The organism is Pseudomonas sp. LBUM1657 (assembly GCF_059716075.1).
This window is the reverse complement of record NZ_CP166799.1, coordinates 223,751-245,813: the sequence shown is the minus strand read 5'-3', so window position 1 is coordinate 245,813 and position 22,063 is coordinate 223,751. Positions and strand designations below refer to the sequence as shown.

22 protein-coding genes are annotated in these 22,063 nt (G+C 59.6%); 13 read left to right on the top strand and 9 right to left on the bottom strand.

Annotated elements, in window-relative coordinates; genetic code table 11:
* Positions 1–217 precede the first annotated feature (217 nt).
* Complete coding sequence (locus ACA055_RS01145; RefSeq protein ID WP_497681996.1) at positions 218–1,759, bottom strand: phosphoenolpyruvate carboxykinase; 1,542 nt, start codon at positions 1,757–1,759, stop codon at positions 218–220.
* A 179-nt stretch (positions 1,760–1,938) separates the two neighbouring features.
* On the bottom strand, positions 1,939–2,841 hold the full coding sequence (gene hslO, locus ACA055_RS01140) for an Hsp33 family molecular chaperone HslO (protein ID WP_497681995.1): 903 nt from the start codon (positions 2,839–2,841) through the stop codon (positions 1,939–1,941).
* 104 nt (positions 2,842–2,945) lie between these two features.
* On the opposite strand from hslO, the gene ACA055_RS01135 reads away from it, so the two are divergent.
* Positions 2,946–3,746 carry a phosphatase PAP2 family protein gene (locus ACA055_RS01135; protein ID WP_497681994.1) on the top strand — a complete coding sequence of 267 codons (801 nt, stop codon included), beginning with the start codon at positions 2,946–2,948 and terminating at the stop codon, positions 3,744–3,746.
* Positions 3,747–3,864: 118 nt separating this feature from the next.
* On the opposite strand, the gene ACA055_RS01130 is transcribed toward ACA055_RS01135, so the two are convergent.
* Positions 3,865–4,272: an RNA-binding S4 domain-containing protein gene (locus tag ACA055_RS01130; protein ID WP_497681993.1), complete on the bottom strand. Its 408-nt coding sequence runs from the start codon at positions 4,270–4,272 to the stop codon at positions 3,865–3,867.
* Between the two features lie 116 nt (positions 4,273–4,388).
* Between ACA055_RS01130 and rimA the strand changes: the two genes are divergently transcribed.
* Genes rimA through rimK form a run of 3 tightly spaced genes read left to right on the top strand, consistent with a single transcriptional unit; the run spans position 4,389 to position 6,566 of the window.
* Positions 4,389–5,168 (top strand): S6 modification regulatory phosphodiesterase RimA, encoded by a 780-nt coding sequence (rimA, locus tag ACA055_RS01125; protein WP_497681992.1) that lies wholly within the window; start codon positions 4,389–4,391, stop codon positions 5,166–5,168.
* Between the two features lie 16 nt (positions 5,169–5,184).
* Positions 5,185–5,664 (top strand): retropepsin-like aspartic endopeptidase RimB, encoded by a 480-nt coding sequence (gene rimB / locus ACA055_RS01120; protein ID WP_497681991.1) that lies wholly within the window; start codon positions 5,185–5,187, stop codon positions 5,662–5,664.
* Positions 5,661–6,566 (top strand): 30S ribosomal protein S6--L-glutamate ligase, encoded by a 906-nt coding sequence (rimK, locus tag ACA055_RS01115; protein WP_128873839.1) that lies wholly within the window; start codon positions 5,661–5,663, stop codon positions 6,564–6,566. Before rimB ends, rimK begins: the two co-directional genes overlap by 4 nt.
* 154 nt (positions 6,567–6,720) lie before the next feature.
* On the opposite strand, the gene ACA055_RS01110 is transcribed toward rimK, so the two are convergent.
* Together ACA055_RS01110 and ompR are read right to left on the bottom strand one after the other, a co-directional pair.
* Positions 6,721–8,034: an ATP-binding protein gene (locus tag ACA055_RS01110; RefSeq protein ID WP_497681990.1), complete on the bottom strand. Its 1,314-nt coding sequence runs from the start codon at positions 8,032–8,034 to the stop codon at positions 6,721–6,723.
* 116 nt (positions 8,035–8,150) lie between these two features.
* Positions 8,151–8,891: an osmolarity response regulator transcription factor OmpR gene (gene ompR / locus ACA055_RS01105; protein ID WP_497681989.1), complete on the bottom strand. Its 741-nt coding sequence runs from the start codon at positions 8,889–8,891 to the stop codon at positions 8,151–8,153.
* Positions 8,892–9,252: 361 nt separating this feature from the next.
* Here ompR and ACA055_RS01100 point away from each other — a divergent pair, with 361 nt between their 5' ends.
* From ACA055_RS01100 to tauD, 7 genes are all read left to right on the top strand, one after another.
* Positions 9,253–11,577, top strand: coding sequence for a Tex family protein (locus ACA055_RS01100; RefSeq protein WP_497681988.1), 2,325 nt, complete (start codon positions 9,253–9,255; stop codon positions 11,575–11,577).
* The gene (locus tag ACA055_RS01095) at positions 11,577–11,960 is read left to right on the top strand and encodes a PaaI family thioesterase (RefSeq protein WP_497681987.1); all 384 of its coding nucleotides are present in this window, start codon (positions 11,577–11,579) and stop codon (positions 11,958–11,960) included. Before ACA055_RS01100 ends, ACA055_RS01095 begins: the two co-directional genes overlap by 1 nt.
* A gap of 287 nt (positions 11,961–12,247) precedes the next feature.
* Positions 12,248–13,831, top strand: coding sequence for a glutamate--cysteine ligase (gene gshA, locus ACA055_RS01090; RefSeq protein ID WP_497681986.1), 1,584 nt, complete (start codon positions 12,248–12,250; stop codon positions 13,829–13,831).
* Positions 13,832–14,073: 242 nt separating this feature from the next.
* Positions 14,074–15,051, top strand: a complete 978-nt coding sequence (gene tauA / locus ACA055_RS01085) for a taurine ABC transporter substrate-binding protein (RefSeq protein WP_008149275.1) — start codon at positions 14,074–14,076, stop codon at positions 15,049–15,051.
* 16 nt (positions 15,052–15,067) lie between these two features.
* Positions 15,068–15,862, top strand: coding sequence for a taurine ABC transporter ATP-binding subunit (tauB, locus tag ACA055_RS01080; RefSeq protein ID WP_497681985.1), 795 nt, complete (start codon positions 15,068–15,070; stop codon positions 15,860–15,862).
* On the top strand, positions 15,859–16,692 hold the full coding sequence (gene tauC, locus ACA055_RS01075) for a taurine ABC transporter permease TauC (RefSeq protein ID WP_497681984.1): 834 nt from the start codon (positions 15,859–15,861) through the stop codon (positions 16,690–16,692). The genes tauB and tauC overlap by 4 nt, the downstream gene beginning before the upstream one ends.
* Positions 16,693–16,822: 130 nt before the next feature.
* The gene (gene tauD / locus ACA055_RS01070; protein WP_497681983.1) at positions 16,823–17,665 is read left to right on the top strand and encodes a taurine dioxygenase; all 843 of its coding nucleotides are present in this window, start codon (positions 16,823–16,825) and stop codon (positions 17,663–17,665) included.
* 153 nt (positions 17,666–17,818) lie between these two features.
* Here tauD and mgrA read toward each other — a convergent pair whose 3' ends face one another.
* The 4 genes from mgrA to ACA055_RS01050 form a co-directional block, all read right to left on the bottom strand.
* On the bottom strand, positions 17,819–18,856 hold the full coding sequence (gene mgrA, locus ACA055_RS01065) for an L-glyceraldehyde 3-phosphate reductase (RefSeq protein WP_497681982.1): 1,038 nt from the start codon (positions 18,854–18,856) through the stop codon (positions 17,819–17,821).
* Between the two features lie 155 nt (positions 18,857–19,011).
* Positions 19,012–19,476, bottom strand: coding sequence for a type II toxin-antitoxin system HicB family antitoxin (locus tag ACA055_RS01060; RefSeq protein WP_497681981.1), 465 nt, complete (start codon positions 19,474–19,476; stop codon positions 19,012–19,014).
* The gene (locus tag ACA055_RS01055; RefSeq protein WP_497681980.1) at positions 19,473–19,655 is read right to left on the bottom strand and encodes a type II toxin-antitoxin system HicA family toxin; all 183 of its coding nucleotides are present in this window, start codon (positions 19,653–19,655) and stop codon (positions 19,473–19,475) included. Before ACA055_RS01055 ends, ACA055_RS01060 begins: the two co-directional genes overlap by 4 nt.
* Before the next feature lie 128 nt (positions 19,656–19,783).
* Entirely contained in the window at positions 19,784–20,674 is an 891-nt protein-coding gene (locus tag ACA055_RS01050) for a LysR family transcriptional regulator (RefSeq protein ID WP_497681979.1), read from the bottom strand.
* A gap of 129 nt (positions 20,675–20,803) precedes the next feature.
* Between ACA055_RS01050 and ACA055_RS01045 the strand changes: the two genes are divergently transcribed.
* Together ACA055_RS01045 and ACA055_RS01040 are read left to right on the top strand one after the other, a co-directional pair.
* On the top strand, positions 20,804–21,544 hold the full coding sequence (locus ACA055_RS01045) for an SDR family oxidoreductase (RefSeq protein ID WP_497681978.1): 741 nt from the start codon (positions 20,804–20,806) through the stop codon (positions 21,542–21,544).
* A gap of 253 nt (positions 21,545–21,797) precedes the next feature.
* Complete coding sequence (locus ACA055_RS01040) at positions 21,798–22,058, top strand: hypothetical protein (protein ID WP_497681977.1); 261 nt, start codon at positions 21,798–21,800, stop codon at positions 22,056–22,058.
* Positions 22,059–22,063 lie beyond the last annotated feature (5 nt).

Sequence of the window (22,063 nt, the reverse complement as noted above, 5' to 3'; positions counted from 1 at the left end):
AAATGGGTGGGCAAGTCTGTGCAATTACCCAATCAAGGTGCAACGGTGGGATACACGGGAATTGGAAAGCATCTAACCGATCGCGCAAGTGCCATTATTCTGGTCGTTTAGCTCCTTTTCAGCTGGAATAATGGCAGTTCTGCATCTGATCGCTTGGATCGCGCCCACAAAAAAGCCGCCCTCAAAGGGCGGCTTTTTCATTACATCAAACCAACTCTTACAACTTCGGCCCAGCAGCCTTGATCGCGTCGCTCACTTCAAACTTCTTGAAGTTCTCAACAAACAAACCAGCCAGTGCTTTAGCGGCTTCATCGTAAGCAGCCTTGTCAGCCCAAGTATTACGTGGGTTCAACAGGCCAGTTTCAACGCCCGGTACGGCCAGTGGCACGTCGAGGTTGATGGTGTCGAGGTGTTCGGTTTCAGCACCGATCAACGCGCCGCTCTGGATCGCTGCGATGGCGCCGCGAGTGGTCGGGATGTTGAAGCGTTTGCCGACGCCGTAGCCGCCGCCGGTCCAGCCGGTGTTGACCAGGTAGACCTTGGAGCCGAAGCCGCGGATGCGCTTGATCAGCAGTTCTGCGTATTCGCCGGCCGGACGCGGGAAGAACGGTGCGCCGAAGCAGGTGGAGAAGGTCGACTTGATGCCGCTGCCGGAGCCCATTTCGGTCGAGCCCACCAGTGCGGTGTAGCCGGACAGGAAGTGGTAGGCCGCTTGTTCTTCGCTGAGGATCGACACTGGCGGCAGTACGCCGGTCAGGTCGCAGGTCAGGAAGATCACAGCGTTTGGCTCGCCACCGAGGTTTTTCTCGGAGCGCTTGGCAACGTGCTCCAGCGGGTAGGCGGCGCGGCTGTTCTGGGTCAGGCTGACATCGGCATAGTCGGCGTGCTTGGCGTCATCGATGACGACGTTTTCCAGGACTGCACCGTGCTTGATGGCTTTCCAGATGACTGGTTCGTTCTTCTCGGACAGGTCGATGCACTTGGCATAGCAACCGCCTTCGATGTTGAACACCACGCCCTCGCCCCAGCCGTGTTCGTCGTCACCGATCAGGTAACGGCTTTCGTCAGCCGACAGGGTGGTTTTACCGGTGCCCGACAGACCGAAGAACAGGGTCACGTCGCCTTCTTCACCGATGTTGGCGGCGCAGTGCATTGGCAGCACGTCAGCGGCCGGCAGCAGGAAGTTCTGCACGGAGAACATGGCTTTCTTCATTTCACCGGCGTAACGCATGCCAGCGATCAGCACTTTCTTCTGTGCGAAGTTGAGGATCACGCAACCGTCGGAGTTGGTGCCGTCACGCTCTGGAACGCACTCGAAGTTGGCAACGTTCAGGACTTGCCACTCGTCACGGCCAGCCGGGTTGTATTGAGCAGGGTTGATGAACAGGCAACGGCCGAACAGGTTCTGCCAGGCAGTCTGGGTGGTCATCTTCACGGGCAGGTAGTGGTCGGCGGACGCGCCTACATGGACGTGGGAAACGAAGTGCTCTTGCGCGTTGTTGAATGCCTCTACGCGGTCCCACAGGGCATCGAACTTGTCGGCCGGGAACTTGCGGTTGATCGGGCCCCAGGCAATGGCTGCCGAAGTGGATGGCTCGTCAACAATGAAACGGTCGACTGGCGAGCGGCCGGTACGGTGACCGGTGCGAACAACCAGCGCGCCGGTATCGGCAAGCTCGCCTTCACCGCGATTCAGGGCTTCTTTAACCAGATCATCAACACTCAGATCGGTGTACACGGCGTTATTGGCTTGCGTCATGAGGTTCCCCGTCGGCCATTGGCCGAGTGCTCCAAACGTTTTGTAGTAGAAAGTCCAGCACTACTACCGCGAAAAAAGTGGGCCGGATTATGCCAGAAAAGCCCAAAAATAGTAGGGCCCTCCCGTCGTAACGGCGTTATTCCGGCGCTAACCAGTGAATTTACCTGCGCTGAACCGTTTTAGTGACGGGTATCTGACGGCATATCAATACCCGCTCCGGCGAATAATTGAGTGATGTCGGCGGCGTCGAACAGGTAGCGCTGGTTGCAGAACTGGCAATCGATCTCGATGTTTCCACCGTGTTCGATGACCAGTGCCTGCGCATCTTCAAGACCCAAACTGACCAGAGCATTGGCAGAACGTTCGCGCGAGCAGCTGCAACGGAAACGCAGGTTCTGCACATCGAACAAACGAACCTGCTCTTCATGATAGAGCCGATGGAGCACGGTTTCATTGTCCAGGCCCAGCAATTCGTCGGCGGTCAGGGTGCTGCCCAGCGCGGTAATGTGCTGCCAACTGGCGGCGCGTTCTTCTTCGTCTTTCAGACGGTCGGCGGGCAATTGCTGCAGCAACAGGCCACGAGCGCGACGGCCATCGGCGTACAGCCAGAACCGCGTGCCCACCTGCTGAGACATCACGAAGTAGTTAGTGAAGCACTCCGACAGCGTTTCGCCATCGAGGTCGACAATTCCCTGGTAGCGCTGACCCTGGGTCGGGTCGACAGTCAACGCCAATACGCCGTTCGGCATCAGGTCGGCAAGGGTTGCGTCAGGGGCGATCTGGTCGGCTTCGTAACGGGCCAGGCCACGGATTTCGCGCTCGCTCGAGCACTCGATCATCAACAGTGGCACTGGGCCGTCGGAGCGAGCCTGGAGAATCAGCAAGCCATCGAATTTCAAGGTGCCGACCAGCAACGACGCCGCGGCCATCAGCTCGCCGAGCAGTTGTTTGACCGGCTCCGGGTAGGCGTGTTTGGCGAGGACTTCGGCGTAGCTACGCTCTAACCCGACCAGTTCGCCGCGGGTGTCGCTATCATCGAAGATGAAGCGTTGGGTGTAGTCGGTATCGGGTAGATCGGTCATAGGTCTGGGTATCTGAAGTAATGACAAAATGGTTACAGAAAGTGAAAATCATGCCCTTTGCAGCACCGGTTCAATGCGCAATGTTCAGCCAAGGGAGGCATTTTATGAACAATCCGGGTTTGTTCCAAGCAAGGTGGAACCTGCGCCGGTTGGCTTTATGCAATTTTGTGCCTCTGGCGCTGCTGGCCTTCTGGTTATGGCCTACGGGTCAGATGCTGTGTGTGATTTTCGACGAGTGGCTTTTTCATCGACTGAATTCACCACTGGCGAATAACCCGATATGGCTACACATCTGGGCAATTGCAAGTCTGCGACCCTTCGATGCGATGTTCGGGGTCATTCTGCTGGCCTTGCTGATCAAGGGCGACTGGGTGTTCGAGGCCGTCGAGGTGCGCCAGGCGTTTTTTGGTTTCCTCGCGACGCTGCTGATGCTGCTGTTTATCCGCATGCTGTTCTCCAGATTCGCCCATTACATGGACTGGCAGCACAGCAGCCCGTCGATGATGATCGATAGCGCCGTGCGCATGAGCGCCTACTTTCCAGAACTCGAGAAAGCGTGGGAATTGAAGGATCGGTCGAGCCAGAGCTTCCCCGGCGCCCATGCATCGGTGTTGCTGATTTGGGCGATGTTCATGACCGTGTTCAGTCGCACCTCGTGGCAGGCAGTGGTGATCTGGGCTCTGACGCTGCTGTTCATGATGCCGCGGCTGGTGGCGGGTGCTCATTGGGGGCAAGACGATTACATTGGCGGCGTGTTGCTGGCGGTGTGGGCGCTGGGCTGGGGGTATTACACGCCGTTTGCCTATCATGTTTCGGCTTTTTTACTGCGGGTGACGGCGCCGGTGTTTGATCTGCTGGGCAAATTGCCGGTGGTTTCGCGGATGAGTGTGGTGCGTAGCGCCTGACTTTCGGAGAACGGCCGGCGAGTGCGGGCAAGCCACACTCCCATAGTTGAACGCGGTCTAATGTGGGAGCGGGCTTGCTCGCGAAGGCTGCTTCACAGGCAGCACAGAAACAACTGTCTTACTCGTCGTTGCTGCTACCGCGAAACTTGAACAAATCCCGTCGCTGCTTCTTGCTTGGCTTGCCATCGGTGCTCACACCCAGCGACCCGGCCTTGCGCATGGCCGCCGCCGCTTCGCGCTTGGCGATGCTGGCCTCGGTTTCGGCGTATAACGCCTGAGCCTCCGGTGCACCACGACGCACGATCGAAAGCGCCTGGACCACCACCGTGCGTTCGTCGAAGCCTGCTCGAATCTGAAACTCGTCGCCGTTCCTCGGCTCCTTGCCCGGTTTGCAGCGCTCGCCCCGGCAATGCACCTTGCCACTCTCGATGGCAGCTTTAGCCAAAGCACGTGTTTTATAAAAACGCGCGGCCCACAACCACTTATCGAGACGGACCTTGTCGTCCTCTTCCTGTTTTTGTGCCACTGGAATTCCTCTTTTAGCCCATAGTCGGAACTGTACTACCGTTTCTGTCGGGCGCAAGAACTCGGCCCTCCAGATAGAATGTGATCTTGGCCGGCTCACCGGCATGGAGTGATCGAGTGACTATATTCCCGGCTTCATTGACCTCGGCCCAAGGCGGTTGCCAGGGCTGTCAGCAAAGCGAGCCTCTGGGCTTCGATTTTGCCTTCGCCTACCAACCGATCGTCGATTTGCGAGATCAGTCGATTTTCGCCCATGAAGCGTTGGTACGCGGCTTGGCTGGAGAAGGCGCGCTGTCGGTGCTCGATCAGATCACCGAGGGCAATCGCTACCGCTTCGACCAGCTCTGCCGGACTCGCGCCATTGAAGGTGCGGCGAACTTAAATATGCAGACACACTTGTCCATCAACTTCATGCCCAACGCCGTGTACCGCCCGGAACTGTGTATTCGCAGCACCCTGGAAGCCGCGAAAAAACACAACTTCCCCATCGACCGGCTGATTTTCGAAACCCTGGAAAGCCAGCATGTAGATAACTATCGCCATTTGACTAATATTCTGCGTGAATACCGCGAATTCGGCTTCAAGACTGCCATCGACGATTTCGGCGCGGGCTACTCGGGGCTCAATCTGCTCGCCGATTTCCAACCGGACCTGATCAAACTCGACATGGCACTGATCCGCGATGTCGACCGCGATCGTGTTCGTCAGGCTATTGTTCGAGGGATTGTCACAATCTGTGCGGAGTTGGACGTTACAGTCATCGCCGAAGGCATTGAAAGCGCTGGAGAACGGGATTTCCTGGCGGACTGTGGAATTTTTCTGATGCAGGGTTACTGGTTCGCCAAACCTGCATTCAAAGCGTTGGCCCAGGTAACGCCTGGGGCCTGGACGCGATAATCGCCGGTTTTTCCTATTGAAGACATTTGACCATTTGACCGTTGTCGGTCTGCGCGAGTGGGTGGCGCTCCCTGATTTGGGAGTCGCGGGCCTGCGGGCAAAAATCGACACCGGCGCCAGCACCTCCAGCCTGCATGCCACCGACATCGAGCCGTTTGAACGCGACGGGGAACACTGGGTGCGCTTCACTGCGCACCTGGGCACGGTCGTGCAACTGCGTCACCGGCGCTGCGAAGCACCGCTGGTGACGAGAAAAACCATTAAAAGCTCCAATGGCCACGCGCAGATGCGTTACGTGGTCAGCACCACCCTGGCCCTTGGTGATCGGGTCTGGCGGGTCGAGTTCACCCTCGCCTGCCGCAAGTCCATGCGTTATCGCCTGTTACTCGGCTCAAAAGCCCTGATCGACGGCCAGTTGGTGGTCAATCCGGGTATCAAGTATGTACAAGACAAGCCGGTGTTCCCGGTATCTACCTTCTCCACAGGTGTTGCATGAAGATCGCTGTGCTGTCGCGAAACCCGCGTCTGTATTCCACCCGTCGTCTGGTCGAAGCCGGTACCGAGCGCGGCCATGAAATGGTGGTGATCGACACCCTGCGCGCCTACATGAACATTGCCAGCCACAAACCGCAGATCCACTACCGCGGCAAGCCGCTGGAAGGTTTCGATGCGGTGATCCCGCGGATCGGTGCGTCGGTGACGTTTTATGGCTGCGCGGTGTTGCGTCAGTTCGAAATGATGGGCGTTTTTCCGCTCAACGAATCGGTCGCCATTGCTCGTTCGCGGGACAAACTGCGCTCCTTACAATTGTTGTCACGCCGCGGGATCGGTTTGCCGGTCACCGGTTTTGCGCACTCTCCGGATGACATTCCCGATTTGATCGCAATGGTCAACGGCGCGCCGCTGGTGATCAAGGTGCTGGAAGGCACCCAGGGCATCGGCGTGGTCCTGTGCGAAACCGCAACGGCGGCAGAGTCGGTGATCGAGGCGTTCATGGGCCTCAAGCAAAACATCATGGTTCAGGAATACATCAAGGAAGCCGGTGGTGCGGACATTCGCTGCTTCGTGGTCGGCGACAAGGTGATTGCGGCGATGAAACGCCAGGCCAAGCCTGGGGAGTTTCGTTCCAACCTGCATCGCGGTGGCAGCGCCAGCCTGATCAAGATCACCCCAGAAGAGCGCATGACCGCGTTGCGTGCGGCGAAAGTCATGGGGTTGGCGGTGGCGGGTGTCGATATCCTGCGTTCCAATCATGGGCCACTGGTGATGGAAGTGAATTCTTCGCCGGGTCTTGAAGGGATTGAGACCACCACCAGTAAGAACGTGGCGGGGATCATCATTGAGCATCTTGAGAAGAATGGCGGGCCGAATATGACGCGGACCAAGGGTAAGGGTTAATCCCTGGAATTTTTGGCGGCAGGGATGCCGCCTTCGCGGGCAAGCCCGCTCCCAAGTGGTTATGTGTTGACTAGAATTTTGCGGCCAACCAATGACCCTGTGGGAGCGGGCTTGCCCGCGAAGAGGCCATCAGCCCCACCGAAAAATCCAGCCTTTAAACCGCATCCCTCGGCAACAACAACCCCAGCGGCAATCGCACACGAGCTTCCAGCCCACCACCGGAGCGATTGCGCAACTCGACATTCCCGCCATGCATCGAAGCGATCCGCTTCACGATCGCCAGGCCCAACCCCGTCCCTTTGCCGCCGCGAGCGCGGTCGCCTCGGGTAAACGGATTGAAGATCGCTTCCAGTTCCGACGGATCGATCCCGGCGCCACGGTCCATTACGCTCAGTACCACGTACGGCGCGCTGGTATCCCCTGACACATAAGCCGCCACTTCGACACCGCTGCCAGCGTGATGCAGCGCGTTGCCGATCAGGTTGTTCAGCAGCCGCTTCATCGATACCCGACGCAACGGGAACGGCTGGATTGGCTCCAGGCGCAGGCGCACTTTCTCTTCGTTCTGGTTGTACGGCGCGGCGACTTCACGGACCAGGTCGGTCAAGTCCACTTCTTCCACCGTTTCATCGCGACCATCGCGAATGAACGCCAGGAACTGGTCCAGAATCGCGTCCATGTCTTCGATATCGCGAACCATATCGTCCGTCAGGTCGCTGTGGTCGCCCATCAGCTCCAGGGACAGGCGCAAACGGGTCAACGGTGTACGCAGGTCATGGGACACCCCTGCCAGCATCAGTTCGCGCTCACGCCCGGCCTGTTCAACGTCTTCGGCCATCTGGTTGAAGGCCCGGTAAACCTCGGTCATCTCACTGGGCGTGTCGCTGATCGGCAGGCGCACGCTACGGCCCTGGCCGAGTTGCCGCGCGGCAAACACCAGACGTTTGAGTGGCTGGTTGAGCTGACTGACGAAGATCCACGCCGAGGCAGTGGACAGCAAGCCGATGGCGAGGAACCAGCCGAGCACGTTCCAGATTTTCTGGCCGCGCAACGGATGCGGGTACAGCGGTACTTTCAGCCACCCATCGCCCAGGCTCGGCGCCCGAACCCACAGCGCCGGCGGGGAGTGCATGCGTAATCGGACTTCGGTGTCGGCACCCAGCTCCGCCTGCATCTGCCGCTGATAGATCTCGCTGTAAGGCCAGTGCTGTTCGCCTTCCGGCACACCTGCACCCACCACCCGGATCAGGGTGGCGGCATCGGCGATCTTGTCGCGGTTGTTTTCATCGGCGGCCCAATAGGCGCGCAGCGTCAGGGCGACGCCGTGGCTGTATTGGCGGTCCACCAGCACGTCTTCGTTCATCAACAGATAAACCAGGGTCAGCGCCTTGGAGAACAGGACGACGATCAGCACCAGCCACAGGGTGCGGGAGAAGAAGCTCTGGGGGAACCAAACGGGGGTTTTCATGGGTAACCGCTACACACTTGCAGGAGCGAGCGATGCTCGCATATTGCGGATCGCGAGTCTGCGAGCAAAAGTCATTTGACCCGTTGCCCGCAAGACCCGCTCCTACAAATCACCGATCACTTGGTGGCGGCGCCATCCGGAACGAACACGTAGCCCACGCCCCAGACTGTCTGGATGTAACGCGGCTTGGATGGATCGGGTTCGATCATCCGGCGCAGACGGGAGATCTGCACGTCGATAGAACGCTCCAGGGCATCCCACTCACGGCCACGGGCCAGGTTCATCAGTTTGTCGCGGGTCAGTGGCTGACGGGCGTTCATCACCAAGGCCTTGAGCACCGCGAATTCACCGGTAGTCAGCATGTGCACTTCGTCACCGCGCTTGAGTTCGCGGGTGGCCAGGGACAATTCGTAGTCACCGAAGGTCACGCTTTCGTCTTCGCTGCCCGGCGCGCCCGGCACAGGGGCCGATTGGCGACGCAGGACGGCTTTGACGCGGGCCATCAGCTCGTCCGGGTTGAACGGCTTGGCCAGGTAATCGTCGGCGCCCAGTTCCAGGCCCTTGATGCGGCTCAACTCATCGCCCTTGGCGGTAAGCATGATGATCGGAATCTGATTGTTCGCTGTACGCAGACGGCGGCAGGCGGTCAGGCCGTCTTCGCCGGGCAGCATCAGGTCGAGGACGACCAGGTTGAACACTTCACGCGCCAGCAGGCGATCCATTTGTTCAGTGTTCGGTACGGCGCGGGCACGGTAGCCCTTGCTGACGAAAAACCGTTCCAGCAGGCTGCTGAGCCCTGGATCGTCGTCAACGATAAGAATTTTTTCGCCTTCAGCAGTTTGTGCAGTGCTGCTCATTGGAAGCTCCTTTGATCTCGGCGCGCATTATGGCGTAGCTGCCGTTATACGCACCGTGTGCATTGTTAGCAGATTTTTCCTTTCCCGCCAGAAATCCGGCCATTTCACCTGTAGCCTGCGATGCCCCCGAATGGCCGAACGCTGGTTATAATGCGCGGCCTTTTGTGTCAGGCAACGTCTGATCATTACTGAGGGTGGCCGCTTTTTATTTTCATGGCGCCGGCAGTAATTGTTCGATTTCACGGGTCAACGGGATGCCTGTTGATCCAGGTAGCGGCGCAGGCCAGGCCGCTCAACCAGACTCGCCGAGCCTTTATCCCTGCGCCCGCGAGCCTGCTTTCACAATTTGTCAGGTGGTTTTATGGACAGCATCAACAGCCGCATCGCCGAGGAACTCGGCGTACGCCCACAACAGGTCGAAGCGGCCGTCGCGCTACTCGATGAAGGCTCCACGGTGCCCTTCATCGCCCGTTACCGGAAAGAAGTGACCGGCAGCCTCGATGACATCCAGTTGCGTCATCTGGAAGAGCGTCTGCGCTACCTGCGAGAACTCGACGAACGGCGCATCAGCATCCTTGCCAGCATCCAGGAGCAAGGCAAGCTGACCCCGCAACTTGAACGCGATATCAAACTCGCCGACACCAAGACCCGCCTCGAAGACTTGTACCTGCCGTACAAGCAGAAGCGCCGCACCAAGGGCCAGATCGCCCTGGAAGCCGGCCTCGGCGAGCTGGCCGACGGCCTGTTCAACGACCCGACCCTGACGCCAGATGCCGAAGCCGCGCGCTTCATCGACGCCGAAAAAGGCGTGGCCGACGTGAAGGCGGCCCTCGAAGGCGCCAAGTACATCCTCATGGAGCGCTTCGCTGAAGATGCCGGCCTGCTGGACAAACTGCGCAGCTACCTCAAGCAAGAAGCCACCCTCAGTGCCCGCGTGATCGCCGGCAAGGAAGAGGAAGGCGCCAAGTTCCGCGATTACTTCGAACACGACGAACCGCTGAAAAGCATGCCGTCGCACCGCGCCCTGGCGATTTTCCGTGGCCGCAACGAAGGCATTCTCAGCTCCGCGCTCAAAGTCGGTGACGAACTGCCGGGCACCATGCACCCATGCGAAGGCATGATCGGCCAGCAATTCGGCATCCAGAACCAGAACCGCGCCGCCGACAAATGGCTGGGTGAAGTGGTGCGCTGGACCTGGAAGGTCAAGCTCTACACCCACCTGGAAACTGACCTGCTCGGTGAACTGCGTGATGGCGCGGAAACCGAAGCGATCAACGTATTCGCCCACAACCTGCACGACTTGCTGTTGTCGGCCCCAGCCGGCCCGCGCGCCACGCTGGGCCTCGACCCGGGCCTGCGCACCGGTTGCAAGGTGGCCGTGGTCGATTCCACCGGCAAGCTGCTGGATCACGCCACGGTTTACCCCCACGTGCCGCACAACAAGTGGGACCAGACCATCGCGATTCTTGCTGCCCTGTGCGCCAAGCACTCGGTGGACTTGATCGCCATCGGCAACGGCACCGCCAGTCGGGAAACCGACAAGCTGGCCGCTGAGCTGATCAAAAAATACCCGGCGATGAAAATGACCAAGGTCATGGTTTCCGAGGCCGGTGCTTCGGTTTACTCGGCGTCCGAGCTGGCATCCAAGGAATTCCCGGACCTCGACGTGTCGATCCGTGGCGCGGTATCGATTGCCCGTCGCCTGCAAGATCCACTGGCCGAACTGGTGAAGATCGATCCGAAATCCATCGGTGTCGGTCAGTACCAGCATGATGTGTCGCAGCTGAAACTGGCGCGCGGCCTGGATGCAGTGGTCGAAGACTGCGTAAACGCCGTGGGCGTGGACGTGAACACTGCTTCCGTGGCGCTGTTGGCGCGCATTTCCGGCCTGAACGCGACCCTGGCGCAGAACATCGTCAGCCACCGCGACGAACACGGCGCGTTCAAAACCCGCGCGGCATTGAAGAAAGTCGCGCGTCTGGGCGAGAAAACCTTCGAACAGGCCGCTGGCTTCCTGCGCGTCATGAACGGCGACAACCCGCTGGATTCGTCTGCGGTTCACCCGGAAGCCTATCCGTTGGTGCAGCGCATCGCCGCCGAGACCGACCGCGACATCCGTTCGCTGATCGGCGACGCCACGTTCCTCAAGCGCCTCGATCCGAAGAAGTACACCGACGAAACCTTCGGTCTACCAACGGTCACTGACATCCTGCAAGAGCTGGAAAAACCTGGCCGCGACCCGCGTCCCGAGTTCAAGACCGCCGAGTTCCAGGAAGGCGTCGAAGACCTCAAGGACCTGCAACTGGGCATGATTCTCGAAGGCGTGGTGACCAACGTGACCAACTTCGGCGCGTTCGTCGACATCGGCGTGCATCAGGACGGTTTGGTGCATATCTCTGCGCTTTCGGAGAAGTTCATCAAAGATCCGCGCGAAGCGGTGAAGGCCGGTGACGTGGTGAAAGTGAAGGTCATGGAAGTCGACATCCCGCGCAAACGCGTTGGTCTGTCGATGCGCATGAGCGACACCCCGGGCGAGAAGATCGATGGCGCTCGTGGCGCACGTCCGGGTTCGGCTCCGCGCCAGTCCCAGAACACGGCACCGCGCAAGGAAACCACGGCGGCGGCCCCGGCCAACAACGCCATGGCTTCGCTGTTCGCCAACGCCAAGCAGCTGAAGAAACGTTGATGGACATTCCTGCCGGGCTGACCGAAAGCGCGTTTTTCAAGCTGCTGGGGTGTCGCTTGCACAGCCTGGAAACCGGGGTGGCGCAAGTCGCCTTGGCGCTTGAGCCAGAGCTGCGCAATCGCAGTGGCAAGCTGCACGGCGGGGCCTTGTTCAGCCTGGTGGACATTGCCATGGGGCTGGCATGTTCCAGCACCCACGGCTTTGACCAGCAGAGCGCGACCATCGAGTGCAAGATCAACTACATCCGCGCCGTCGCCGACGGCGAGGTGATGTGCACGGCGCGGGTGATCCACCCGGGCCGCCGCACACTGGTGGTCGAGGCCGACGTGATGCAGGGCGACAAACTGGTCGCAAAAGCACAAGGCACGTTCGCTGTCCTATAGCTCATCAACCTCGTTTTGAGTTAATTTCGGCGCTGTGACCGCAGCGTCGGAGTTTTCTGTGGGAGCGGGCTTGCTCGCAAAGGCGGTGTGTCAGGCGACAGCAATGTTGAATGACGCGCCCTCTTCGCGAGCAAGCCCGCTCCCACAGGGATCGTGCGATTCTTGACTGACCGGCATAAGGCCTGTGCGGCTCAAAAACCAGGCGAAAACGCCAGTTTCAACTTCACCCTTGTAGACCGTCTTGCCCACCCCCATATTGGGGCGACTGACGCGTGAAGGAATCCAACTTGAGCGAACTTCTCAACCGCCGCCTGGCTCTGCTCGGCGAGCGCGCTAACCTCTCTCTGCTCGAACAGTGTCTTCACGGCATCGAACGTGAATGCCTGCGCGTGACCGGCGAAGGTCGCCTGGCGCAAACGCCGCACCCGGAAGAATTGGGTTCCGCGCTGACCAACGAACAAATCACCACCGATTATTCCGAATCGCTGCTGGAGTTCATTACCCCGGCGCTGCCAGACCCTGCCGACACATTGGCTAGCCTGGACAAAATTCACCGTTTTGCCTACAGCAAGCTCGGCAACGAGTACCTGTGGAGTCCATCGATGCCGTGCCCGTTGCCGGCCGAGGAAGACATCCCGATCGCCTATTACGGCACCTCCAACATTGGCCAGCTCAAGTACGTCTACCGCAAGGGCCTGGCCCTGCGCTATGGCAAGACCATGCAGTGCATCGCCGGGATTCACTACAACTTCTCCCTGCCAGAGAAGCTCTGGCCGCTGCTCAAAGAAGCTGAAGGGTTTGTCGGCACTGACCGCGATTATCAGTCGTCGGCCTACATCGCGCTGATCCGTAATTTCCGTCGCTACAGCTGGCTGCTGATGTACCTGTTCGGTGCATCGCCGGCGCTGGATGCCGGTTTCCTGCGGGGTCGTTCGCACCAACTGGAACAACTGGACCCGGACACGTTGTATCTGCCATACGCCACCAGCCTGCGCATGAGCGATCTGGGTTACCAGAGCAACGCCCAGGCCGGCCTGACCCCGTGCTACAACGATCTGGCGAGCTACACCGACAGCCTGCGCAAAGCGGTAGCCACCCCGTATGCGCCGTACGTCGAGATTGGCACGCACAAGGACGGTGAGTGGGTTCAGCTCAACACCAACATCCTGCAGATCGAAAACGAGTACTACTCCAACATCCGTCCGAAACGTGTGACCTACACCGGCGAACGGCCGATCCAGGCGCTGGTGGCCCGTGGCATTCAGTACGTCGAAGTGCGTTGCCTGGACATCAACCCGTTCCTGCCAATGGGCATCGACCTTACCGAATCACGCTTCCTCGACGCGTTCCTGCTGTACTGCGCGCTGAACGACAGCCCGCTGCTGACCAATACCTCGTGCGGTAACGCGACCTCGAACTTCCTCAGCGTGGTCAAGGAAGGTCGCCGTCCGGGCCTGCAACTGCAGCGCGACGGTCAGTCGGTTGATCTGAAAGAGTGGGCCGGCGAGTTGCTGGAGAAAATTGCACCATTGGCGGCGCTGCTGGATCAGAGCCATGGCGGCGAGGCGCACAGCAAGGCGCTGGATGCACAACTGGCCAAGGTCAAGGATCCGTCCCTGACGCCCTCGGCCCAGGTGCTTGCGGCGATGGCTGAACACAAGGAAAGCTTTGCCCAGTTCTCCCTGCGTCAAAGCCAGGCCCATGCGGAGTTTTTCCGCAGCGAGCCACTTTCAAGCGAAGAACAGGCGAAATTTGAAGAGCGGGCGCGTTCGTCGCTGGCTGAGCAAGTGGCGCTGGAACAGAACGAAGTCGGTGACTTCGATGTGTTTGTCGGGTCGTATCAGGCGAGCATTCTGGCGATTAGCAACTAACCTGAAACGCAGATCCCTGTGGGAGCGGGCTTGCTCGCGAAGGCGGAGTGCCAGTCAATATTAATGTCGACTGGCGCTCCGCCTTCGCGAGCAAGCCCGCTCCCACATTTGTAGCGATCAACTACTCTCCCTTAGAATTTTCCGCTCATAAGCTCATTCGAAAAAGTTATTTATTTTCGGATTCTTAGATCATTTAGTCTCCTTTCACGCCGACTTTCGGTCGCCTGACAAGGAGCTTCTCAATGAAACTGACTTTCCCCCTTCGCCTCCTGGCGGCCGCGTCTCTGGCTGCGGTGAGTTTCTTTGCCCAGGCGGCTGACGTCACCGTCGCCTACCAGACCACCGTTGACCCGGCGAAAGTCGCCCAGGCTGACGGCGCGTACGAAAAGGCCACCAATGCCAAGATCGACTGGCGCAAATTCGACAACGGTGCCGACATCATTGCCGCCATCGCATCCGGCGACGTGCAGATCGGTTACCTCGGTTCCAGCCCCCTGACGGCTGCAATCACCCGTAAAGTCCCGGTAGAAACCTTCCTCATCGCCACCCAGATCGGTGCTGCCGAAGCACTGGTCGCCCGTGACGGCTCCGGGATCAAAACCCCGCAGGACCTGATCGGTAAGAAAATCGCCGTGCCGTTCGTTTCCACCGGTCACTACAGCCTGCTCGCCGCGCTGAAGCACTGGAACATCGACCCTTCGAAAGTCACCGTCCTCAACCTCGCCCCGCCAGCCATCATCGCCGCTTGGAAACGCGGTGACATCGACGCCACTTACGTGTGGGACCCAGCCCTCGGCGTCGCCAAGGAAAACGGCAAAGTGCTGATCACCTCTGGCGAACTGGCCAAGTTCGGCGCACCGACTTTCGACGCCTGGATCGTGCGTAAAGACTTCGCCGAGAAGCACCCGGAAATCGTCACCGCATTCGCCAAAGTCACCCTGGATGCCTACGCCGATTACCGTAAAGACCCGAAAGCCTGGCTCGCCAACCAAAGCAACGTCGACAAGCTGGTGAAACTCTCAGGTGCCAAGGCCAGCGACATTCCGTTGCTGCTGCAAGGCAACGTCTTCCCACTGGCGGCTGATCAGGTGATCACGCTCGGTGCACCGACCACCAAGGCCATCACCGACACCGCTGCGTTCCTCAAGGAACAAGGCAAGGTTGAGGCGGTGCTGCCGGACTACGCACCGTACGTCAGCGCCAAGTACATCACCAACTGATCGGGAGTTAACTGCGATGGCTTTGCTACAGCTGGAGCGCATCAGCGCACAGTACCCAGGTAGCCCGGAACCGGTACTGGCAGATATTTCCCTGAGTCTTGGGCCCCAGCAGTTGCTGGTCGCCCTCGGCCCGTCCGGCAGTGGCAAGACCTCGCTGTTGAACCTGATTGCCGGTTTTGTCGAGCCCAGCGCCGGGCGCATCACCCTCGATGGCGTACCGGTCAAAGGCCCGAGCGCCGAACGCGGCGTGGTGTTCCAGGACGACGCCTTGCTGCCCTGGCAGGATGTGTTGGCCAACGTTGGCTTCGGTCTGGAACTGGCCGGTATTTCCCGAGATAAACGGGAGATCCGCGCGCGAGAAATGCTCGCTTTGGTGGACCTTTCCGGTTTTGAAAACCGCCGAATCTGGCAGCTCTCCGGTGGACAGAAGCAACGCGTCGGCCTGGCGCGTGCGCTTGCTGCTGATCCGCGGGTTCTGCTGATGGACGAACCCTTCGGCGCCCTCGATGCCTTCACCCGCGAACAGATGCAGGAACTGCTGCTGCAAGTCTGGCAGCGCACCGCCAAACCGGTGTTCCTGATTACGCATGACATCGAAGAAGCGGTATTCCTCGCAACGGATCTGATCCTGCTGGCGCCCAATCCTGGGCAAATCGTCGAACGTCTGAGCCTGGACTTCGGCCAGCGTTATGCCGCCGGTGAATCGGCCCGAGCGATCAAGTCCGACCCGCGCTTTATCGAAACCCGCGAACACGTGCTCGCCAAAGTGTTCTCCCAACGCAGCGCCATCCAGCGCCAGGAGCGCGCATGAGCAGCTATGAAATTCCCGCCGCAGCGGTGAAACCGGGTTCGACGGTCATTCCGCTACGTCGCAGTTTGAGTACACGCTGGATCAGCGTACTGACGCTGGTTGCGCTCGTGGTCATCTGGTGGGCCGTCACCGCCACCGGAATGATCGAGCCACTGTTCCTGCCGCCACCGTCCGCCGTGCTGCAAAAAGGCTGGCTGCTGGTGACCACCGGCTACATGGATTCGACCTTGTGGCAGCACTTGGGCGCGAGCCTCAGCCGTATCGGCCTGGGCCTGGGCTTCGCCGTGCTGACCGCCGTGCCGGTCGGCATCGCCATCGGCCACAACCGCATCGCTCGCGGCATTCTCGATCCGCTGATCGAGTTCTACCGCCCGATTCCGCCACTGGCTTATCTGCCACTGATCGTGATCTGGTGCGGCATCGGTGAGTTGTCGAAAGTCTTGCTGATCTACCTGGCGATTTTTGCCCCGATTGCCATCGCCACTGCGACCGGCGTGCGCACCGTCGACCCGGCCAAACTGCGTGCCGCGCAATCGCTGGGCGCGACCCGGGCGCAGTTGATTCGCCATGTGATTCTGCCGAGTGCCTTGCCGGATATCTTGACCGGTGTGCGCATTGGTCTGGGCGTGGGTTGGTCGACGTTGGTGGCAGCCGAGTTGATTGCCGCCACCAGCGGGTTGGGTTTCATGGTGCAGTCGGCTGCGCAATTTCTGGTCACCGATGTGGTGGTGCTCGGGATTCTGGTGATCGCGTTGATAGCCTTCGCCATGGAAATGGGCCTGCGCGCTCTGCAACGCAAACTCGTGCCGTGGCACGGCCAGGCTCACTGAAAATTAATGTGGGAGCGGACTTGCTCGCGAAGGCGGTGTGTCAGTCGAAGCAATGTTGCCTGACGCACCGTCTTCGCGAGCAAGCCCGCTCCCACAAATAGATCGGCGCCCCGGATTGAAGAGAAAGACCATGAGCAACCTGACCATCGTCCCCCTAAGCTCGGCCCTCGGCGCGCAAATCAGCGGCGTCGACATCAGCCAGCCGCTGAACCTGGAACAGCGCGACGCCATCGAGCAAGCGCTGCTCAAGCATCAAGTATTGTTCTTTCGCGACCAGCCGATCTCGCCACAGCAACAGGCGCGTTTCGCCGCGAATTTCGGCGACCTGCACATTCATCCGATCTACCCGAACGTGCCGGAACAACCCGAAGTGCTGATCCTCGACACCGCCGTCACCGACGTGCGCGATAACGCGATCTGGCACACCGACGTGACCTTCCTGCCGACCCCGGCCATGGGCGCGGTGCTGAGTGCCAAGTTGCTGCCGGAGTTTGGTGGCGACACGTTGTGGGCCAGTGGTATCGCGGCGTATGAGGCGTTATCCACGCCGATGAAAACCTTGCTCGAAGGGCTGACCGCCACCCACGATTTCACCCGTTCGTTCCCGCTGGAACGCTATGGCAACACGCCTGAAGCGTTGGCCCAGTGGGAAGAGGCTCGCAGGAAAAATCCGCCGCTGTCGCACCCGGTGATCCGCACACACCCGGTGAGCGGGCGCCGGTCGTTGTTCGTCAACGAAGGCTTCACCTCGAAGATCAACGAGCTGTCGGAAACCGAAAGCGAGGCGATTCTGAAGTTGTTGTTTGCCCATGCCACGCGGCCGGAATTCACGATTCGCTGGCGTTGGCAAAAGGACGATGTGGCGTTCTGGGACAACCGTGTGACACAGCATTACGCCGTGGATGATTACCGCCCGGCGCGACGGGTGATGCAGCGGGCTACGGTGTTGGGGGATGTGCCGTTTTTTCGGTGAGCCCCTGAGTGCTTTATTGATTTTGATGGCCCCTTCGCGGGCAAGCCCGCTCCCACAATTGACCGTGTTCTCAGCAACGACTCGGTCGAACGTGGGAGCGGGCTTGCTCGCGAAGGCAATCCGACAGGCGCCAGAAGTATTGGCGCCGAATCCTTACTCCGCCGCCGACGGCTTCTCCCACAAATTGATCCCGCCTTCCTGGGCAAACCGATCAATCTCCGCCAGTTCTTCGGCGCTAAAGTTCAGGTTCTTCAACGCCCCGACGTTCTCGACAATCTGCTCCGGCCGGCTCGCACCGATCAGCGCTGAGGTCACTCGCGGATCGCGCAGTGTCCAGGCCAACGCCAGTTGCGCGAGGCTCTGACCGCGACGTTGGGCAATCTCGTTCAACGCACGCACATGAGCGATGTTGGCTTCAGACAAGTGCGACGCCTGCAATGACCCACCGCCCGGACGGTTGACCCGCGCATCCGCCGGCACGCCGTTGAGGTACTTGTCGGTCAGCAGACCCTGCGCCAGCGGCGTAAAGGCAATCACGCCCGTACCGAGCTCATCGGTGGTGTCCAGCAGGTCTTTTTCCACCCAGCGGTTGAGCAGGTTGTAAGCCGGTTGGTGGATCAACAACGGGACTTTCCACTCCTTGAGCAACGTCGCTATTTCACGGGTTTTCACCCCGGAATAGGACGAGATACCGATGTACAGCGCCTTGCCCTGCTGCACGGCGGTGGCCAGTGCGCTGGCGGTTTCTTCGAGTGGGGTGTCCGGGTCGAAGCGGTGGGAGTAGAAGATATCCACGTAGTCCAGGCCCATGCGCTGCAGGCTCTGGTCAAGGCTGGCCAGCACGTATTTGCGCGAACCGCCACCCTGCCCGTAAGGACCGGGCCACATGTCCCAACCGGCCTTGCTGGAGATGATCAGCTCGTCACGGTACTGCTTGAAGTCTTCGCGCAGCAAACGACCGAAATTGATCTCGGCGCTGCCGTACGGCGGGCCGTAGTTGTTGGCCAGGTCGAAATGGTTGATGCCCAGGTCGAACGCCGTACGCAACAACGCGCGCTGGGTGTCGATCGGCGAGCTGTCGCCGAAGTTGTGCCACAGGCCCAGGGACAGCGCCGGCAGCACCAGCCCGCTGCGACCGACGCGGCGGTAAGGGATGGAGTCATAGCGGTTTTCGGCAGCGGTGTAGGTCATCGAATCCTCTCTTGTCTGTCTTGAAGTTGGTATCGACTGCTTCGCAAGTTGCCCAGCATACGCCCAGACAAACGCCGATAAACCTCGGACTCGAGAAAATGCTGAAACGTTTCACAGATTATTAATCTGGCGACAACTGCCCCCCCTTTTCCCGCTTACGTCGACAACTCACGCAAAGCAGCAGCGGCCAGGAAACCGGACCTTGAGCTGTATCGCTGATCCCGCCGGACAGTCTGATCAATGCGCTCAAGCAACTGTTCTGGCAGCGAGGCATTGAAGCGCACCGACTTGCCGAAGTAAGGCGTGATATCGAACTCAACCACCCCCCAGATACCGTCCGCGTAATCGGGATCATCAAGATGAGCATCGATCTCACGCACCTGCGGCAGTGGTTCGCCATCGGCAACCAATCCCTCATAGTGCAAAGACAACGCATCCTTCACATTCTCGAATGCCTGCGACACGGTGCTGCCTGCGGAGAAACAGCCTGGTACGTCCGGGACGATCACTCCGTAGTCTGAGTCGGCATCCTTATGCAGAACGACCGGGAATTTCATTTGGATCAATCCTTCCTGTGATGTGTCCCTATCGGGACGCTCGTATCCGATGACAGGCCTCATTTCAGACCCGCCTGTTTCAATATGCTGTTGATCGTTCCTTTTGGAAGATCCGAGTCAGGGTGCTTGATAGTCACCCGCCCTGGTTTGCACAGATGCTTGTACTGATGATGGCTACCTTTCACGGTCACCAAATACCAACCATCCTCCTCGATCATCCTGATCATTTCCCGACTTCGCATCACCTTCGTCCTTGTGGGCAGCATCTGCTACGCACATTACGCGACGAACAGGTTTTTCATACACACAATACACACTCTGATAAATACTAGCGCAATGCAAGAACGCTCAGCTTTCCCAAGACCAGCGGCTACCGGGCTCCCCCGAACACTTCCCCCAACCAATCCACAAACACCCGAACCCGTGGCGACATGTGTCGGTTTTGGGGATACAGCACGGAGACCGGCATCGGCGGCGGTGGGGTGTCGATGAGGATTTCCTTCACCAGCCCTTGGGCAATCTGGGTTTCCATTCGGTAGTGCGGGCACTGGATCAGCCCCAGCCCGGCAATGGCCGATGCCGCGTAAATCTCCGCGCCGAACACTGACACAGTGCCATCGATGGCGACCTCCTGGAGCTCGCCATCGACCATGAATTCAAACGGGAACATCTTGGCGGTCGTTCGCGAAACGTAGTTCACCGCGTGGTGATGTTTCAGCTCCTGAAGGTTCTTCGGTTCGCCGAATTTGCGCAGGTAGGCGGGGCTGGCGCAGGTGATCTGGCGCAGGTTGGCGACACGTTTTCCGATCAATGCCGAGTCGCTCAGGGTACCGGCGCGCAGCACGCAGTCGACACCTTCCGCGATCAAGTCAACATAGCGGTCGGCCTCGCTGATGGACAGTTCGATGTCCGGATAGCGCTCCATGAAGTGCGGCAATGCCGGGATCACGAAGTGCCTGGCCAGCGTGCCATGCAAATCCACACGCAATCGACCCTTGGGCGCCACGCTGCGGAACGCCAATTCGGCTTCCTCCAGTTCTGCCAGCAATTGCACGCAACGCAGGTAATACGCTTCGCCATCCAGCGTAGGACGTACTTTGCGGGTACTGCGCTCCAGTAAACGCGTGCCAAGCCAGGCCTCGAATTGATTCAGCGTGTGGGTCAACGTTGCTCGCGGCAAGTTCAGGTCGTCGGCCGCCAGGGTGAAGCTGCTGCGCTCGTAAATCCGCACAAACACCTTCATCGCTTTGACTTGATCCACGGGTCACTCCTGGCGTTCGATTGTTGGCGATTATTGAACAGTCAAGGCAACTCTCGTGCATTTATCGGGCTGAGTAAACATGTGAAATTGGCTTCACCCCAAGCAAACACCTTCAAAGGAATTACCGCCATGACTGCTCAAACTTCTAAAGTTGCCATCGTGACCGGCGCCTCCCGCGGCATCGGCGCGGTCATCGCCAAACAACTGGCCAGCGAAGGTTTTGCCGTCGCGATCAATTACGCCAGCAGCGCCACCGAAGCCTCCAGGCTGGTTGTTGAATTGCGTCAGGCCGGGCACCGAGCCATAGCGATCAAGGCTGACGTTGCCAATGCCGACGATGTACGCCGGATGTTCGACGAGACCGAATCACAACTGGGCAAAGTCGACGTGCTGGTGAACAACGCCGGCATCCTCAAAGCGATGCCGCTGGCGCAACACACGGACGAACTGTTCGACCAGACCTTCAATATCCACGCTCGCGGCACCTTCAACACCCTGCGTGAAGCGGCGACACGCCTGAACAGCGGCGGCCGGATCGTCAACTTCTCCAGCAGCACCGTCGGCCTGAACCTGCCGGGCTATGCGGTGTATATCGCCAGCAAAGCGGCGGTGGAATCCCTGACCCAAGTGTTTGCCAAGGAAATGCGCGGCCGCAACATCACCGTTAATGCCGTGGCCCCTGGCCCGGTGGCGACTGAGTTGTTTTTGCACGGCAAGAGTGAAGAGCAAATCCAGGCCTTCGCCAAAATGCCTCCACTGGAGCGTTTGGGTCAGCCGGAAGATATTGCTCGCATTGTGTCGTTTCTGGTGGGACCGGATTCAGCGTGGGTCAACGGGCAAATCCTGCGGGTCAACGGCGGTCTCGTCTGAGCCGCAGCGCAAGGCGCGGAACCTGTGGGAGCGGGTTTGCTCGCGAAGGCGGTATGTCAGGCAATATTTATGTCGGCTGACACGCCCTCTTCGCGAGCAAGCCCGCTCCCCCAGGTTGCGCGCAAGGACTGACATCACGGCCCGCCTCGCCTGGTGGTTCTGTCGCGCTACAACCTGTTTCGCGGAGCAGGACGCTATTCCCTCGACCACACTCTAGGTCGAGAACTCTGAAAGTCGTCGCGAGGACTTCACCATGCACACCACCATCATCATCTTCTTCGGCCTGGTCCTGCTGGCGCTGATGCTGTTCATCGGTGAGAAAATCGGCTTCCCGCGCCAGGTCCTGGCCTACAGCTTTGCCGTGTTGTGGCTGGCGCTGACGTTGATCAACGGCGCGGTCGGCATGGTCACCGCCGGCCAGCCGTTGAGCACGGAACTGGTGGTCGGCAGCGCGGTGTTCGGCGTACCGGTGGCGGCGCTGGTGCTGTTCATGGTGTTGAGCAGCGAGACCTGAGCGCC